The sequence below is a fragment of the Uliginosibacterium sangjuense genome, assembly GCF_059132465.1.
The window spans coordinates 1267644-1283006 of record NZ_CP101132.1; the positions used below are offsets into that span (position 1 = coordinate 1267644).

A 15363-nucleotide genomic window follows, 5' to 3' on the forward strand; every position below is an offset into this window, starting at 1 on the left:
TCGGGGCCCGTTGGCTTTTTGTCCCGGCATGGCCGGGCTTGGAGGCAGATATGCCAAAAGATTTTTCCCGTTCCGAGCGTGTGGTCGAGCAGATCAAGCGCGAGTTGGCCGAACTGATCCGCCTGGAGGTCAAGGATCCGCGCGTGGGCTTCATCACGCTGACCGACGTCGAAATTACGCCGGACTACAGCCACGCCAAGGTGTTCTTCACCAGCCTCAAGGGTGAGGCCGCTGCGCCTGGCATCATCGAGGGCCTGCGCCGCGCCAGTGGCTTCCTGCGCCGCGAACTGGGGCGCCGCGTACGCATCCACACCACGCCGGAACTGCACTTCGTCTATGACCCGTCGCTGGAGCGGGGCGCACACCTGTCTTCGCTGATCGACCAGGCCATGGCTTCGACCGGCAAAGAGGACGACAAGCCCGAATGAACGCTCCCCAGATGCGTCGTCGCTGGCAGGTGGTGGACGGCGTGCTGCTGCTCGACAAGGATGGCGGCATGACCTCGAATACCGCCTTGCAGAAGGCGCGCCGCCTCTTCAACGCAGCCAAGGCTGGTCACACCGGCACGCTGGACCCGATGGCGACCGGCTTGTTGCCGGTGCTGTTCGGCGAGGCGACGAAGTTCTCGCATGTCCTGCTGGAAGCCGACAAGACCTATGTGGCCGATATCCTGCTGGGCGTGACGACGAGCACCGGTGACGCGGAGGGCGAGGTGTTGGCCCAGGCCGAGGTGCGCTGCGACGAAACCGCCGTGCGCGCTGCCTGTACCCGCTTCCTGGGAGAGATCGAGCAGGTGCCGCCGATGTACTCGGCGCTCAAGCACCAGGGCAAGGCCTTATACGAGTACGCGCGGCAAGGAGTCGAGATCGAGCGCCAGGCGCGTCGGGTGAGCATCCACGAGCTGGAGATTGAGCGAATCGAGTTGCCGCGCTTGCGCATCCGGGTCCGCTGCAGCAAGGGCACCTATATCCGGACCCTGGCCGAGGACATCGGTCATGCGCTGGCCTGCGGTGCGCACTTGACCGGATTGCGACGTGTGGCGACCGGCCCATTGCAACTGGCCGATGCACATTCGCTGGCCGGACTGGAGGCGCGCGATGAAGCAGCACGAGCGCGCTGCTTGCTGCCGGTCGATGCGCTGTTGGATCATCTTCCGCTGGCCCGCCTGGACGATGACCTCGGGCGTCGCTTCTGCTGCGGCAATCCAGTTCCGCAGGACGAGCAGCAGAGTGGCGAGTGCCGGGTATACGTCGGTCTACGTTTCGTGGGCTTGGGCCGGCAAAGTGCGGGTAAGTTGGAGCCGGTACGCCTGGTGGCCCAGCAGACGGTCTGAAAGCAGCGCAGATACCAAAAAGAAACCCGGCCAAGGCCGGGTTTCTTTTTGGGAACAGCCCGTGAGAGCTTATTCCTTGTGCTGGGTTTCCACGAACACCAGTTCTTCCTCGGTTTGCACCGAGGTGCGCTGGCGGCGTGGGCGACCGGCCGGCTTGGCGGGCTCGGCGGGAAGGGCAGCCACGCTGCTGCCACTGGTCTCGACCATCTGCAGGTCATCGGCCTGGAGGACCGCCGACAAGTCGATCGGTGCCGAGGTGGCGACAGGGAGGGGTTCCGCGGCGGGCGCACTGCTGCGCTCCATCGCGCGGACCAGTGAGGACGCAGCTTCGTCAGCGGGCTGAGGCGAAGCCACAGTTTCCTCGGGCAGCAAGGAGGCTTGGACCGGTGCAGCAGGCGGTGTTTCTTCCGCGGGGGCAACGGGCTCGGCCAAGGCGGGGAGCGGGGTTGCCTGGGCCGACACTGCATCTGCGACCATTTCTGCCGGCGGTTGCAGTGCCGGTGCGCTCTCCGCAATGGCCGTCTCGGTCGCGGAGGAAGCAGGAGCTTCGCCTCCCACGCTTTCGCTTGCTGCGATGTCGTCTGCCTCGTTCAGCGCCAGGTCTGTTGCACCGGCTTGATCGCCTTCGCCACGACCACGACCACGACCACGACGGTTGCGGCGACGGCCACCTTCACGCTGCTCGCTGGTGGCTGCAGTGCTGTTGTTGTCGGTAGCGACCGTGGCATCTGCAGCCACGGCGGTGGCTTCCAACGCCTGCAGTTCACTCGCGGTGGGCGCCGCCTCGGCTTGTTGTGGCCTGGGTTCGCGCGGCGGACGCTCGCGTCGTTCGCGCTGCGGCTTGGCCTGTTGTTGCGTGCCGGCCTCGGCCGTCACGTCGGCGGGACGTGCGGCGGTCTTGTCCTGGCGTTCCTGGGTGCGACCCTTGCGTTCACCGCGATCTTCGCGCGGCGGGCGATCTTCACGCTTGGTTTCTTCACGACTGCCATCGCGGCGACGATCGTCACGCTTGTCCTCGCTGCGCTTGTCGTCACGCTTGTGCTCATCGCGGCGGGCTTCGCGTTGCTCGCCCTGGCCTTCGCCACGGCGACCGTCGCGCGGCTTGCGCTCGCCATCGCGGCGACGCTGGCCTTCACCGCGTTCGCGACGCGCTTGACCGCTGCGCGGCTTGTCTTCGGTTTTCTCGGCGGGCTTGGGTTCGCTCCTGAACCAGGCCAGGATGCGCTGGAACAGGCCCTGCGATTCCGCTGCAGCCGGGGCTGCGGCAGGAGCCGGTGCGACCGGCGCCGGCTGATCCGGCGTGATGCTCTTGATGGCGGCTTCGGCGCGCGGGGGCTTGCCTTCGGTCTGTGCCGAGGGCGGGGCGTAGGCATTCTCGCTGGCGACCTCGGCCATGCGATAGCTGGGCAGGTGCAGGTCTTCCTGATTCAACTGGTCGTGGCGCAGACGGATGATTTCCTGCTGCGGCGTTTCCAGGTGGCGGTTCGGGATGATCAGCAGATTGACGCGGTGGCGTACTTCGATCTTGGCGATGTCGACGCGCTTCTCGTTGAGCAGGAAGGTGGCGACATCGACCGGCACCTGCGCATGGATGGCGCCGGTGTTTTCTTTCATCGCTTCCTCTTCGAGGATGCGCAGGATGTGCAGCGCGGCCGATTCGGTGGAGCGGATGTGACCGGTGCCGGTACAGCGCGGGCAGGTGATGTAGCTGGTCTCGGCCAAGGCCGGGCGCAGGCGCTGGCGCGACAGTTCGAGCAGACCGAAACGACTGATCTTGCCGGTCTGCACGCGGGCGCGGTCGAAGCGCAGCGCGTCGCGCAGGCGGTTCTCTACCTCACGCTGGTTGCGCTGGTTCTCCATGTCGATGAAGTCGATGACGATCAGGCCACCGAGGTCACGCAGACGCAGTTGGCGGGCGATTTCATCGGCCGCTTCGAGGTTGGTGCGGGTTGCCGTTTCCTCGATGTCGCTGCCCTTGGTGGCACGCCCCGAGTTCACATCGACTGACACCAGCGCTTCGGTGTGATCGATCACGATGGCGCCACCCGATGGCAGATTGACCTGGCGCGAGTAAGCCGACTCGATCTGGTGTTCGATCTGGAAGCGTGAGAACAGCGGCACGTCGTCGCGGTAACGCTTCACGCGGTGCACGTTGTTGGGCATCACGTGCGACATGAACTGGTGCGCCTGATCGAAGATCTCGTCGGTGTCGATCAGGATCTCGCCAATGTCGGGCTGGAAGTAGTCGCGGATCGCGCGGATCACGAGGCTGCCTTCCTGGTAGATCAGGAACGCGCCGGACTGCGCCTTGGCCGCACCATCAATGGCGCGCCACAACTGCAGCAGGTAGTTCAGGTCCCACTGCAGTTCTTCACTGGTGTGACCGATGGCCGCGGTGCGAGCGATCAGGCTCATGCCGTTGGGTACTTCGAGCGCGTCCATGACGTCGCGCAGCTCGCTGCGGTCTTCGCCTTCCACGCGACGCGAAACGCCACCGCCACGCGGGTTGTTGGGCATCAGAACGAGATAGCGGCCGGCCAGCGAGATGTAGGTGGTCAGCGCCGCGCCCTTGTTGCCGCGCTCGTCCTTTTCGACCTGGACGATCAGCTCCTGGCCGACGGACAGGGCATCCTGGATACGGGCCTTGGAGGCGTCGACGCCGTCCTTGAAGTAGGCGCGCGAGATTTCCTTGAAGGGGAGGAAGCCATGACGCTCCGCGCCGTAGTCGACGAAGGCGGCTTCGAGGCTGGGCTCAAGGCGCGTGATGACGGCCTTGTAGATGTTGCTCTTGCGTTGTTCCTTGGCAGCCGATTCGATATCGAGGTCGATCAGTTTCTGACCATCCACGATTGCGACGCGCAGTTCCTCGGCTTGCGTCGCGTTGAAAAGCATTCGCTTCATTGTGTCGTGCTCCCGCGTGCGGCGGGAAACCAGACGGCACAGCGAACCGTGCTCCACCCGGTAAGGGGGAGGCGACTCGGAATGTTATGAACAGTGGATCATCGTGTTCGTTGGCAAACGAGTGAACGGGTTGCTGATTTGCTGCTGCCCTGAGCGACCAATTCGTCGGACTCAGCGGCACTGGTTTCCTGGCGTACGCGCGCTAGTTTTTTGTGGATCAAGCATGGTCGAAAGACCATGTTCGTTTAACATCGCCGGCTTTTCGCCCCCGCGATGAGGGGCTTCCTGGCCTGGACGCGCATGCCTCTCGACGCTGCAACCTGCGCTGCACACTGCATGCGTCGGTGAGCTCCAGGCTCACGGCGGGGCATGACCCCCTGCATGCTGGCACCTTGCCTGTCGGATCGATCCCGCGGTGCGCAAAGGGCGCAAACAACGTCAGGGGACGGACACTGCGACGAAGCCCGGTCATAATCCGGTGGTGCGGCGTTGCACAAGCGAAGGCTCGTCGGCCGGCACTGCGTTTCCGGGTACGGAAAGCCCTAGCAGTATATTGGAAGATCATGACTTTAGGCAAAGAAAACACCCCCCGGGCGGCACAGGATTTGCGCACTGTGGCAAGCGTGCGGCGGGTCAGGATCGGGGAGGAAGATGCGGGGCAGCGCATCGATAACTTCTTGATCCGCGAATGCAAAGGGGTGCCCAAGAGCCACATCTATCGCATCCTGCGCAGTGGCGAGGTGAGAGTGAATGGCGGGCGCATCGCCCAGACCTATCGCCTCAAGGAGGGCGATGAGCTGCGCATCCCGCCCATCCGGGTGGCCGCGCCGAGTGCGGCTGCGACCAGCCCCCAGGTGCCCCAGCGCGAGTTCGAGATCGTTTTCGAAGACGAACATTTTCTGGTGCTCAACAAGCCGGCCGGACTGGCGGTGCACGGGGGCAGCGGGGTCAGCTTCGGCGTCATTGAGTTGTTGCGCCGGCAGCGTCCCCAGGCCAAGTTCCTGGAGCTGGCGCATCGCCTGGATCGTGAGACTTCAGGCCTGCTGATCGTCGGCAAGAAGCGGGCGGCGCTCAACCACATACAGGACCAGATGCGCGAGGGCGGCATCGAAAAGCGCTACTACGCGTTGGTGCAAGGGCGCTGGATGAACGCCATGCAACACGTGAAACTGGCGCTGCACAAGTTTCTGACCGAGGACGGTGAGCGGCGCGTTTCAGCCAGTCACGAAGGCAAGCCGGCGCACAGCATCGTGCGTCTGGTGGCGCGCTGGAGCCGCTACAGCCTGGTGGAAGTGGAACTCAAAACCGGGCGAACCCATCAGATCCGCGTGCACATGCAGACTCTGGGTTTCCCGCTGCTGGGCGACGACAAGTACGGCGATTTCGCCCTCAACAAGCAGTTGGCCCGGGAGGGCTTGCCACGCATGTTCCTGCATGCGGCGCGCTTGGCCTTGATCCATCCGGTCAGTGGCGAGCGCGTCGAGCTGCGCGCGGCCTTGCCACCGGAACTGAAAGGCTATCTGCACCGCCTGGACAATGAGCAGTCACGTGAGTATGGAAGTTATGAGCAAGCGCTTTGACCTGATCGTCTTCGATTGGGATGGAACCCTGATGGACTCCACTTCGCACATCGTCGACGCTTTGCGGGCCGCGTGCGAGGATGTGGGAACTGCCGTGCCCACGCGGGATGAGGCTTCCTATGTCATTGGGCTGGGATTGGCGGACGCCGTGCGGCACATCGCGCCGCAGCTCGACGAGGTTGGAATCCAGCATCTGGTCGGGCGCTATCGGTACCACTTCCTGACCCGCGATCACGAGCAGACGCCCTTCGAGGGGGTCGAGGCTGTGCTCGCGAATCTGCGCCTACAGGGCTACGCGCTGGCGATCGCCACGGGCAAGGCGCGGGCCGGGCTGACGCGGGCTTTGGGGCAGTGCAGCCTGGGGCAGTATTTCCATGCCACCCGTTGCGCCGACGAGAGTTTCTCCAAGCCGCATCCGGCCATGCTGTTAGAGCTGATGGCTGAGTTTGCCGTGGAGCCCGAGCGTGTGCTGATGATTGGCGACACCACGCACGATCTGTTGATGGCGCAGAACGCGGCCACGGCCGCCTTGGCAGTCAGCTATGGCGCGCATCCACGCGAAGACTTGCTGGCGCTGGCGCCACAGGGCTTGGTGGACAGCGTGCGTGAGATGAAGGAGTGGCTGGCATGCAACGCCTGATCTGTGAGGCTGCAGCCTTGGTTGAGCGGGGTGATGGTGTGCGCTTCGAGATTCCTGCTGCCGGCAGGGCGGCGGCTTTCGCCGTGCGTGCGGAGGGGCGGGTGTACGCTTGGCGCAACGCCTGCGCGCACATTCCGGTCGAGCTGGACTGGAACCCCGGCAAGTTCTTCGATGCATCCGGCTTATACTTGATCTGTGCCACGCATGGCGCGCTCTACGAGCCGCACAGCGGGCTCTGCGTGGCCGGCCCCTGCCAGGGGCGTAGCCTGCAGCCTGTCGCCGTCGAGGAGCGTGACGGCAACATCTACCTGACCGACCCCCTATGAGTGACCTCAACGAACCTGGATGGGAGCGCAAGCTGCTCCAGCAACTGGCGACCGAGTCGCTGCGCGAGAACCGGCGCCGCCGCCGCTGGGCCGTGTTCTTCAAACTGCTTGGATTTGCCTATGTGGGCTTCCTGCTGTTCATGCTGTGGTCATGGAACAAGGGGGGCGACATCGTGGTGGATGGGGCGGAGCACACCGCGCTGATCCAGATGAACGGAACCATCGGCGGCTCTGACGAGGTGTCGGCTGAGCAGACCTTGCTTGCGCTTCAGTCTGCCTTTGAGGATAAGGGTACCAAGGGTGTCGTCCTGCGTATCAACAGCCCGGGGGGCAGTCCGGTGCAGGCGGGCATCATCAACGACGAAATCCGCCGGCAGCGCGAGTTGCATCCGGATATTCCGGTGTATGCGGTGGTCGAGGATATTTGCGCTTCCGGCGGCTACTACGTTGCGGTGGCGGCGGACCGGATCTTTGTCGACAAGGCCAGTTTGATCGGCTCCATCGGCGTGCGCATGGACGGCTTTGGCGTGACGGGCTTGATGGAGAAGTTGGGCGTCGAGCGGCGGCTGATCACGGCGGGCGCCAACAAGGGCTTCCTCGACCCATTCTCGCCGCAGGATCCGAAGCAAACCGAACACGCGCGCAAGATGCTGGCGGAAATCCACCAGCAGTTCATTGACGTGGTGCGCAAGGGGCGGGGGGCGCGCCTGAAGGAGGACGCAGACACCTTCTCGGGTCTGGTGTGGACGGGCGCGCGCAGCATCGAACTGGGCCTGGCCGATGCCTTTGGCACGGTGGATAGCGTCGCGCGTGAAGTCATCAAGGCCGAGGAGATTCGTGATTACACCCAGCGTGAGAGTGTGGCCGAGCGTTTCGCGAAGCGTTTCGGTGCGGACTTCGCGGGGGGGGTCAGTGAACGCCTGGGGCAGGTCGACTGGAAGTAGAGGGCCGGCCGGTCAGGCCAGCAGCAGGAATACGGTAGGGAGGCGCGACAGATCGGGTCGCGCCTTTTTTTTCCAGGCGCGGATAGAGGCTGTGCCGATCCATTCCTCCGGTGTGCTCAGTGCGCGCGCCACGCACAGCAAGGTGTCGTCAGCGCAGCTGGCCAGCAGGCTGTCGAGCATGGCTGCGTTGCGATAAGGCGTCTCGATGAAAAGCTGGGTCTGGCGCAGGCGTGCCGAATCCTTCTCTAGTTGCTTGATGCGCTGCTTGCGTTCGTCCTCCTTGGCCGGCAGGTAACCCTGAAAGGCGAAGCTCTGACCGTTCAGGCCAGAGGCCATCAGCGCCAGCAGGAGTGAGGATGGGCCAACCAAGGGAACGACGCGGATGCCGCGCTCATGTGCACGGCGCACTACCAATGCGCCTGGATCGGCAACTGCAGGGCAGCCTGCTTCAGACATGAGGCCGATGTCCTGTCCGGCCACGGCGAGATCCAGCACTTGGTCGATCCAGACCTTGTCCGGTTTTTCGGGAAGCTCGTGAATGTCGAGCGACTGCAGGGCGGCGGGATGGCCTAGGCGGCGGATCTCGGCGCGAGCCGTCTTGGCGCGCTCTACGATGAAGTGTTGCAAGCGGTGCAGTTGGCGCAGGGTCTCAGGCGGATGAGTGATGGTGTGCTCACCAGGCCCCAGACCGACCGGGACGAGTATCAGGGCGCCGCTCATGGCACCAGCAGTCCGTGTTTGCGCAGCATGCGGGACAGGGTGATCAACGGCAGTCCAATCAGGGCCGTGGGATCATCTCCGCGCATGTAGTCAAGCAGGGCGATGCCCAGGCCTTCCGATTTGGCGCTACCGGCGCAGTCCAAAGGCAGCTCCCGTTCCACGTAGCGGCGGATCTCGGCTTCCTCGAGAGGGCGGAAGCGTGCTTCCACCGGAACGGCATTCAATTGATAACTCCCGTCGCGGCTGTCCAGCAAGCACAAAGCCGTATGAAAGAAGATGCTGCGTCCGGACATGTTCCGCAACTGGGCAAGGGCGTTTTCCACGGTGCCGGGCTTGTCGAAGCGCTGATGGTCGCGATAGGCCACCTGGTCGCTGCCGATAATCAACGACTCCGGATGGCTTGCCGCCACGGCCCGGGCTTTGGCCAGAGCCAGGCGCTCGGCGGTGGCGGTCGGCGTCTCGCCAGGCAAGGGGGCCTCGTCTACGTCGGGCTTGGCCTGCACAAAGGGCAGGCCAAGCCGCTCCAGGAGTTGCCGGCGATAGACCGAGGTGGATGCGAGGACCAGCGGAATTTGAGGCATGGTGCGAGGGGATGATGTGCGGCCAGCGCCGCCGCAAGCCGGGTTTTGACAGGGAAAGCCAAAGATAATATCATCTACCGTTTATGTCGCTGCGGCCCATCATCCTTCCTGATCCCTTTGAGTTTGCACGCCGTGCGGCGCGCGTCGAGGGCAAGGTGGATGCACGAAGCCTGGAGCGGCTCGAAGATGTGCTGCTGGAGGGCGGGCCGGAGCAGGTGTTGAGCTATGCCGTTTCTGGCCGGCACGAAGCTGAGCGGTGTTATCTCGATCTGGCGGTTCAAGGCGAGATCGTGCTGCAGTGCCAGCGTTGCCTGGGCGAGATGTCTTGCTCTGTGGATGTCCAGGCCAGCCTGTTGCTGGTGGCTAAGGACGCACCGCTGCCGGACGAGGCGCTGGAAGACGATAGTTGCGATCCGGTCCACGCCGGGCGCGACTTCGATGTATTGGAAGCGCTGGAAGACGAACTGCTGCTGGTGTTGCCGATTGCTCCGCTGCATGCGCATGACTGCGCGGCACGGCAGGATGAGGCGGGCGCAGGGAAGCCTTCGCCGTTTGCGGCTTTGGCCGCGTTGAAGCGAAAGTCGTAACAGAGTCTGGTGATGGGCCTTCCCGGCCGCACTGAACATGAGTTTTGAGGAGTAAGTAGAAATGGCCGTTCAACAGAACAAAAAGTCCCCGTCCAAGCGCGGCATGCACCGTGCTCACGACTTCCTGACCGCTCCGGCGCTGGCTGTCGAGCCGACCACCGGCGAAGCCCACCTGCGTCACCACGTTTCGCCCTCGGGTTTCTACCGCGGCAAGAAGGTCGTCAAGACCAAGGGCGAGTAATCCCGCTCGCCCCATCTCAGCGCAAGGCGTCGCCCGCACGGGCGGCGCGGCGTTGCATTCCTACCCGCACAGCTTTCCCGCTCTCAAGCCGCTAGATGGATACCACCATCGCGATTGACTGCATGGGCGGTGACCATGGTCCATCGGTCACCCTCCCTGCTGCCCTGGATTTTCTGCGCGACGACTCCCGGACTCGACTGATCCTGGTCGGGCTCGAGGCTGCGTTCGCCGATCCACACATCCACACCGCCCTGGCTCCGTTCGGTGAGCGCGTCCGCATTCAACATGCCAGTGAAGTCGTCGGCATGGACGAAGCGCCCGCGACGGCTTTGCGTGGCAAGAAGGATTCGTCGATGCGCGTGGCGATTGATCTGGTCAAGTCCGGCGAGGCACAAGCCGCGGTGTCGGCCGGCAATACCGGTGCGCTCATGGCGATTTCGCGCTTCGTGCTGAAAACGCTACCGGGGATCGACCGGCCTGCGATCGCAAGCATCCTGCCCACCGTCAAGGGGCACACCTACATGCTGGACCTCGGGGCCAATGTCGACTGTACGGCTGAGCATTTGCTGCAGTTTGGCATCATGGGTGCGATGCTGGTGGAGGCCGTGGAGCATTGCGAGCGCCCCACGGTTGGCTTGCTGAATATCGGCGAGGAAGACATCAAGGGCAACGAGGTCGTCAAGCAGGCGGCCGAGCTGCTGCGCGAGAGCGGCTTGAACTTCTATGGCAACGTGGAAGGCAATGACATCTACAAGAGCACAACCGACGTGGTCGTGTGCGATGGTTTCGTGGGCAATGTGGCTCTGAAGGCCTCCGAGGGGCTGGCCCAGATGGTGGCCACCTTGCTGCGTGAGGAGTTTAGTCGCGGCCCGCTGGCTAAACTGGCTGCGCTGATGGCCCTGCCGGTGCTTAAGCGTTTCAAGCATAGGGTTGACCCGAAGCGCTACAATGGGGCGGCTTTGCTGGGCTTGCGTGGCGTGGTGATCAAGAGTCATGGCTCGGCAGATGCATTTGCCTTCCTGCAGGCGCTCAAGCGGGCCAGCGAGGCGGCCGGCAACAACCTGATCGAGCGGATCGAGAAGCGCATGACCGAGTACGTGAGCACCCACGTCAAATCGCCCGAAATCGAAATCGCATGAGCTATTCCCGCATTGTAGGAACCGGCGGTTTCGTCCCCGGCGCACCGGTCTCCAATCACGACCTGGTGGCGCGGGGAATCGACACGTCCGATGAATGGATCGTCGAACGTACCGGCATCCGCCAGCGTTACCTTGCATCCAGTCTTGCCGGTGTCGGCACGCGCAGCATGGCCGTGGAGGCCGCGCGCCGTGCGCTGGACATGGCTGGACTGATGCCCGCCGACATCGATCTGGTGATTGTCGCGACCACCACGCCAGAGATGGTGTTCCCCTCGACCGCCTGCCTGGTGCAGAGTGACTTGGGTATCCCTTCCGGCGCCGTGGCCTTCGATGTGCAGGCGGTGTGCAGCGGTTTCGTGTTTGCGCTGACCGTTGCCGACAAGTTTCTGCGTTCGGGCTCACACAAGCGCGCCTTGGTCATTGGCGCCGAAACGCTGTCGCGCATCATCGACTGGAGCGATCGCTCCACCTGCGTGCTGTTTGGTGACGGGGCGGGGGCTGTGGTGTTGGCCGCGGACGAGACGCCCGGCATCCTGGCCAGCGCGGTGCATGCCGATGGTTCGCTCAACACGATCTTGAACACCACCGGCGCCCTGGCCGGTGGCCAGATCACTGGCTCCCCCTTTCTCAGCATGGATGGTCAGGCCGTCTTCAAGACGGCGGTGCGCGTGCTCGGTGAGGTGGCGCTGGAAGTGCTGCAGCAGGCAGGCATGACGGCGGACGAACTGGATTGGTTCATTCCGCATCAGGCCAATATTCGCATCATGACCTCGGCAGCCAAGCGTGCAGGTGTCGACATGTCACATGTAGTCGTGACCGTCGATCAGCATGGCAACACTTCGGCCGCATCGGTGCCGCTGGCGCTAGACGTCGCTGTGCGGGACGGACGCATTCGATCCGGTCAGTCCGTGTTGATGCAGGGCGTGGGTGGTGGTTTCACCTGGGGCGCCGTGCTGCTGCGCTTCTGAATGCGTTTTTCCCAATCGTGGAGAGCTTTGTGAGCAAGTTCGCGGTCGTATTTCCCGGCCAGGGATCGCAAGCCGTAGGCATGATGACGCCGTATGGCGATGTCGCCACCATTCGGCATACCTTCGACGAGGCTTCGGCGGCGCTCGGTGAGGATCTGTGGGCCATGGCGGCCGAAGGTCCGGCTGAGACGATCAATCAGACCGTCAATACCCAGCCCCTGATGCTGACGGCGGGTGTCGCCGTGTGGTGGGCCTGGTGTGAGCGCACGGGGGCGCGTCCCGCGCTGGTGGCGGGACATAGCCTGGGCGAGTACGCCGCGCTGGTCGCAGCTGGTGTCATTGGGTTTGCCGATGCGGTGCGCCTGGTGCGTTTCCGTGCCGAGGTCATGCAGGAGGCGGTGCCGGCTGGCGAGGGTGGCATGGCGGCGATCCTGAACCTCGACCCCGAAAATGTGGCGGCGGCTTGCGAAGAGGCGGCGCAGGGCCAGGTGGTGACGGCGGCGAACCTCAATTCTCCCGTGCAGATCGTGATCTCCGGCCACAAGGCCGCGGTCGAGCGTGCCATGGAGGCTTGCAAGGCGCGTGGCGCCAAGCGTGCCGTGCCTTTGCCGGTCAGCGCGCCGTTCCACTGCGCGCTGATGAAGCCGGCGGCCGACAGATTGGCTGAACGCTTGGCTGATATCGCCTTCAATGCGCCGCAGATTCCCGTGCTGAATAACGTGGATGTCCGTGCTGAGAGTGATCCGGCAGCTATTCGCGATGCCTTGGTGCGCCAGGCCTGGGGCCCCGTACGCTGGATCGAGTCCGTGCAGGCCATGCGGGCCGCAGGCGTGGAACGGGTCTACGAATTCGGACCAGGCAAGGTGTTGGCCGGCCTGGTCAAGCGTATCGAGGCGGACCTGCAGGTCGAGCCGGTGATTGACGCCGAGTCGCTTGCCAAGGCTGCGGCCTGATCACGACAAAACAACCTGGAGAGAGCAATGTTTGGTTCCTTCGACGGACAGATTGCCCTGGTCACCGGCGCGAGCCGTGGGATTGGGCGCGCCATCGCCTTGGGTCTGGGGCGCGCGGGTGCCACGGTGGTTGGTACGGCGACCAGCGAGGCCGGTGCGGCCGCGATTTCGGCGGCCCTGGCGGACGCAGGCATCAAGGGCAAGGGGCTGTCGCTCGACGTGACGGATGCGGCCGCGTGCGAAGCGGCCTTGTCGGCCATCGAGAAGGAGTTCGGTGGCGTTGGGATCCTCGTCAACAATGCGGGTATCACGCGTGACAACATCGCGATGCGCATGAAGGACGACGAGTGGGATGCGGTGATCGACACCAATCTCAAGGCGGTTTTCCGCATGGCGCGCCTGGTGATGCGCGGCATGATGAAGGCACGCACCGGACGCATCATCAATATTACGTCCGTGGTGGGTAGCGCCGGCAATCCGGGACAGGCAAACTACGCAGCCGCGAAGGCCGGCGTGGCGGGCATGACGCGTGCGTTGGCGCGCGAGCTGGGCAGCCGCAACATTACGGTCAACTGCGTAGCGCCGGGCTTTATCGATACGGACATGACCAAGGAGCTGCCGGACGCCCAGCGCGAGGCATTGCAGACCCAGATTGCCCTGGGGCGCCTGGGGCAGCCGGAGGAAATTGCGGCGGCCGTCGTGTTTCTGGCGTCGCCTGCCGCGAGCTACATCACGGGTGTCACATTGCACGCCAACGGCGGGATGTACATGGCATAAAGCCGGTGTTCCCGGCTGATAACTGAACTTCCTGCTTTGTTTTGCTAAAATAGCAGGGTTTTTTTGCTTAATCGCTTTCATTCGCAAGGAGCAATTCATGGAGAACATCGAGCAGCGCGTCCGCAAGATCGTCGCTGAACAACTGGGCGTAAACGAGGCCGACATCAAGAACGAGTCCTCGTTCGTGGACGATCTGGGCGCTGACTCCCTCGACACCGTCGAACTGGTGATGGCCCTCGAAGAAGAGTTCGAGTGCGAGATTCCTGACGAGGAAGCCGAGAAGATCACCACCGTTCAGCAAGCGATCGACTACGTCAGCGCACATCTGAACAAGGCCTGAGGGCCGTCTAGACTTGAACAGTGGCGCAGATCAGGAATGATCTGCGCCACTGTGTTCGTCCGTACAAGATTAACTGTTGTAGGAGCTGGCCTTGACGCGTCGCCGAGTAGTCGTGACAGGATTGGGCATCATCTCGCCCGTCGGAAACACCGTAGCCACCGCGTGGGACAACATTCTGAATGCGCGTCCCGGCATCGGACGCGTCACACGCTTCGATGTCAGCAACTTCCCGACACAGATCGCTGGCGAAGTGAAGGACTTCGATGTTGCGGCCTACCTGTCGCCCAAAGAAGCCCGTCGCTACGACACCTTCATCCATTACGGCCTGGCGGCAGCAATGGATGCACTGAAGGATGCCGGTATCAGCGAGAACCCGGATTTCGCTGAGCGGGTTGGTGTGTGCATCGGTTCCGGCATTGGCGGCTTACCGCTGATTGAGGAAACGCACGAAGCCGCGCGCGAGGTGGGCGTCAAGAAGATTTCCCCGTTCTTCGTGCCGGGCTCGATCATCAACATGATCTCCGGCATCCTGTCGATCAACTATGGTTTCAAGGGGCCGACCTTTGCCACCGTCAGCGCGTGTGCAACGGCGAACCACTCCATCGGTGAGGCGCAGCGCCTGATCGAATACGGTGATGCCGACATCATGATCGCCGGCGGCGCCGAATCCACCGTGTCGCCTCTGGGGATGGGTGGATTCTGCTCGGCCAAGGCGCTGTCTACGCGCAACGATGATCCCTTGACGGCATCGCGTCCTTGGGATTCAGGGCGCGACGGTTTCGTGCTGGGCGAGGGTGCCGGTGTGTTGGTACTCGAAGAGTACGAGCATGCCAAGGCGCGTGGCGCCAAAATCTACTGCGAAGTGGCAGGCTATGGCATGAGTTCGGACGCCTACCACATCACGGCACCGAGCGAAGGTGGCGAAGGCGCCGCGCGCAGCGTGCTGGCCGCGCTACGCAATGGTCGCGTGAATGCGGACGAGGTGGATTACGTCAATGCACACGGTACCTCGACGCCGCTGGGCGATATCGCCGAGACCCTGGCGATCAAGCGGGCCTTTGGCGAGCATGCCTATAAACTGGCCATGAGTTCGACCAAGTCGATGACCGGCCACTTGCTGGGGGCGGCTGCTGGGATCGAGGCTGTCTTTAGTTGCCTGGCCATCCAGCAACAGGTCGCGCCGCCGACAGCCAACCTGGAGAATGTCGATCCGGCCTGCGACCTCGATTATGTGCCCAAGGTCGCGCGCCCGATGCCGATCCGCGTGGCTCTGTCGAATGCCTTCGGCTTTGGCGGCACCAACAGCACCATCGCTTTCCGCCGCGTCTGAGGA

The 15363-nt window shown here is 63.6% G+C and carries 17 protein-coding genes; 14 read left to right on the forward strand and 3 right to left on the reverse strand.

Annotated features, from left to right (window positions below):
• Positions 1–50 precede the first annotated feature (50 nt).
• Both rbfA and truB read left to right on the forward strand, forming a co-directional pair.
• A complete protein-coding gene (gene rbfA, locus NMB43_RS05740; RefSeq protein WP_494351195.1) occupies positions 51–428 on the forward strand; it encodes a 30S ribosome-binding factor RbfA in 378 nt (125 codons plus the stop codon).
• On the forward strand, positions 425–1333 hold the full coding sequence (gene truB, locus NMB43_RS05745; protein WP_494351196.1) for a tRNA pseudouridine(55) synthase TruB: 909 nt from the start codon (positions 425–427) through the stop codon (positions 1331–1333). Before rbfA ends, truB begins: the two co-directional genes overlap by 4 nt.
• Positions 1334–1402: 69 nt before the next feature.
• Here truB and NMB43_RS05750 read toward each other — a convergent pair whose 3' ends face one another.
• Positions 1403–4234 (reverse strand): Rne/Rng family ribonuclease, encoded by a 2832-nt coding sequence (locus NMB43_RS05750; RefSeq protein WP_494351197.1) that lies wholly within the window; start codon positions 4232–4234, stop codon positions 1403–1405.
• A gap of 563 nt (positions 4235–4797) precedes the next feature.
• Here NMB43_RS05750 and NMB43_RS05755 point away from each other — a divergent pair.
• Genes NMB43_RS05755 through NMB43_RS05770 form a run of 4 tightly spaced genes read left to right on the forward strand, consistent with a single transcriptional unit; the run spans position 4798 to position 7724 of the window.
• On the forward strand, positions 4798–5814 hold the full coding sequence (locus NMB43_RS05755; RefSeq protein WP_494351198.1) for an RluA family pseudouridine synthase: 1017 nt from the start codon (positions 4798–4800) through the stop codon (positions 5812–5814).
• Positions 5798–6454: an HAD-IA family hydrolase gene (locus NMB43_RS05760; protein ID WP_494352119.1), complete on the forward strand. Its 657-nt coding sequence runs from the start codon at positions 5798–5800 to the stop codon at positions 6452–6454. Before NMB43_RS05755 ends, NMB43_RS05760 begins: the two co-directional genes overlap by 17 nt.
• Positions 6442–6780 (forward strand): Rieske (2Fe-2S) protein, encoded by a 339-nt coding sequence (locus NMB43_RS05765; RefSeq protein ID WP_494351199.1) that lies wholly within the window; start codon positions 6442–6444, stop codon positions 6778–6780. Before NMB43_RS05760 ends, NMB43_RS05765 begins: the two co-directional genes overlap by 13 nt.
• The gene (locus NMB43_RS05770; RefSeq protein WP_494351200.1) at positions 6777–7724 is read left to right on the forward strand and encodes a S49 family peptidase; all 948 of its coding nucleotides are present in this window, start codon (positions 6777–6779) and stop codon (positions 7722–7724) included. Before NMB43_RS05765 ends, NMB43_RS05770 begins: the two co-directional genes overlap by 4 nt.
• A 12-nt stretch (positions 7725–7736) precedes the next feature.
• Here NMB43_RS05770 and NMB43_RS05775 read toward each other — a convergent pair whose 3' ends face one another.
• Together NMB43_RS05775 and NMB43_RS05780 are read right to left on the reverse strand one after the other, a co-directional pair.
• Entirely contained in the window at positions 7737–8444 is a 708-nt protein-coding gene (locus NMB43_RS05775; protein WP_494351201.1) for an SAM-dependent methyltransferase, read from the reverse strand.
• Positions 8441–9016 (reverse strand): Maf family nucleotide pyrophosphatase, encoded by a 576-nt coding sequence (locus NMB43_RS05780; protein ID WP_494352120.1) that lies wholly within the window; start codon positions 9014–9016, stop codon positions 8441–8443. The genes NMB43_RS05775 and NMB43_RS05780 overlap by 4 nt, the downstream gene beginning before the upstream one ends.
• 92 nt (positions 9017–9108) lie before the next feature.
• Between NMB43_RS05780 and NMB43_RS05785 the strand changes: the two genes are divergently transcribed.
• From NMB43_RS05785 to fabF, 8 genes are all read left to right on the forward strand, one after another.
• A complete protein-coding gene (locus NMB43_RS05785) occupies positions 9109–9612 on the forward strand; it encodes a YceD family protein (RefSeq protein ID WP_494351202.1) in 504 nt (167 codons plus the stop codon).
• 61 nt (positions 9613–9673) lie between these two features.
• Positions 9674–9853 carry a 50S ribosomal protein L32 gene (rpmF, locus tag NMB43_RS05790; protein ID WP_494351203.1) on the forward strand — a complete coding sequence of 60 codons (180 nt, stop codon included), beginning with the start codon at positions 9674–9676 and terminating at the stop codon, positions 9851–9853.
• A gap of 95 nt (positions 9854–9948) precedes the next feature.
• Positions 9949–10992, forward strand: coding sequence for a phosphate acyltransferase PlsX (plsX, locus tag NMB43_RS05795; protein WP_494351204.1), 1044 nt, complete (start codon positions 9949–9951; stop codon positions 10990–10992).
• Complete coding sequence (locus NMB43_RS05800; protein ID WP_494351205.1) at positions 10989–11960, forward strand: beta-ketoacyl-ACP synthase III; 972 nt, start codon at positions 10989–10991, stop codon at positions 11958–11960. The genes plsX and NMB43_RS05800 overlap by 4 nt, the downstream gene beginning before the upstream one ends.
• A gap of 80 nt (positions 11961–12040) precedes the next feature.
• Positions 12041–12913: an ACP S-malonyltransferase gene (fabD, locus tag NMB43_RS05805; RefSeq protein ID WP_494352121.1), complete on the forward strand. Its 873-nt coding sequence runs from the start codon at positions 12041–12043 to the stop codon at positions 12911–12913.
• 27 nt (positions 12914–12940) lie between these two features.
• Positions 12941–13690 carry a 3-oxoacyl-ACP reductase FabG gene (fabG, locus tag NMB43_RS05810; protein WP_494351206.1) on the forward strand — a complete coding sequence of 250 codons (750 nt, stop codon included), beginning with the start codon at positions 12941–12943 and terminating at the stop codon, positions 13688–13690.
• Positions 13691–13787: 97 nt separating this feature from the next.
• Entirely contained in the window at positions 13788–14030 is a 243-nt protein-coding gene (acpP, locus tag NMB43_RS05815) for an acyl carrier protein (RefSeq protein ID WP_494351207.1), read from the forward strand.
• A gap of 91 nt (positions 14031–14121) precedes the next feature.
• Positions 14122–15360 carry a beta-ketoacyl-ACP synthase II gene (fabF, locus tag NMB43_RS05820; protein ID WP_494351208.1) on the forward strand — a complete coding sequence of 413 codons (1239 nt, stop codon included), beginning with the start codon at positions 14122–14124 and terminating at the stop codon, positions 15358–15360.
• Positions 15361–15363: the final 3 nt, after the last annotated feature.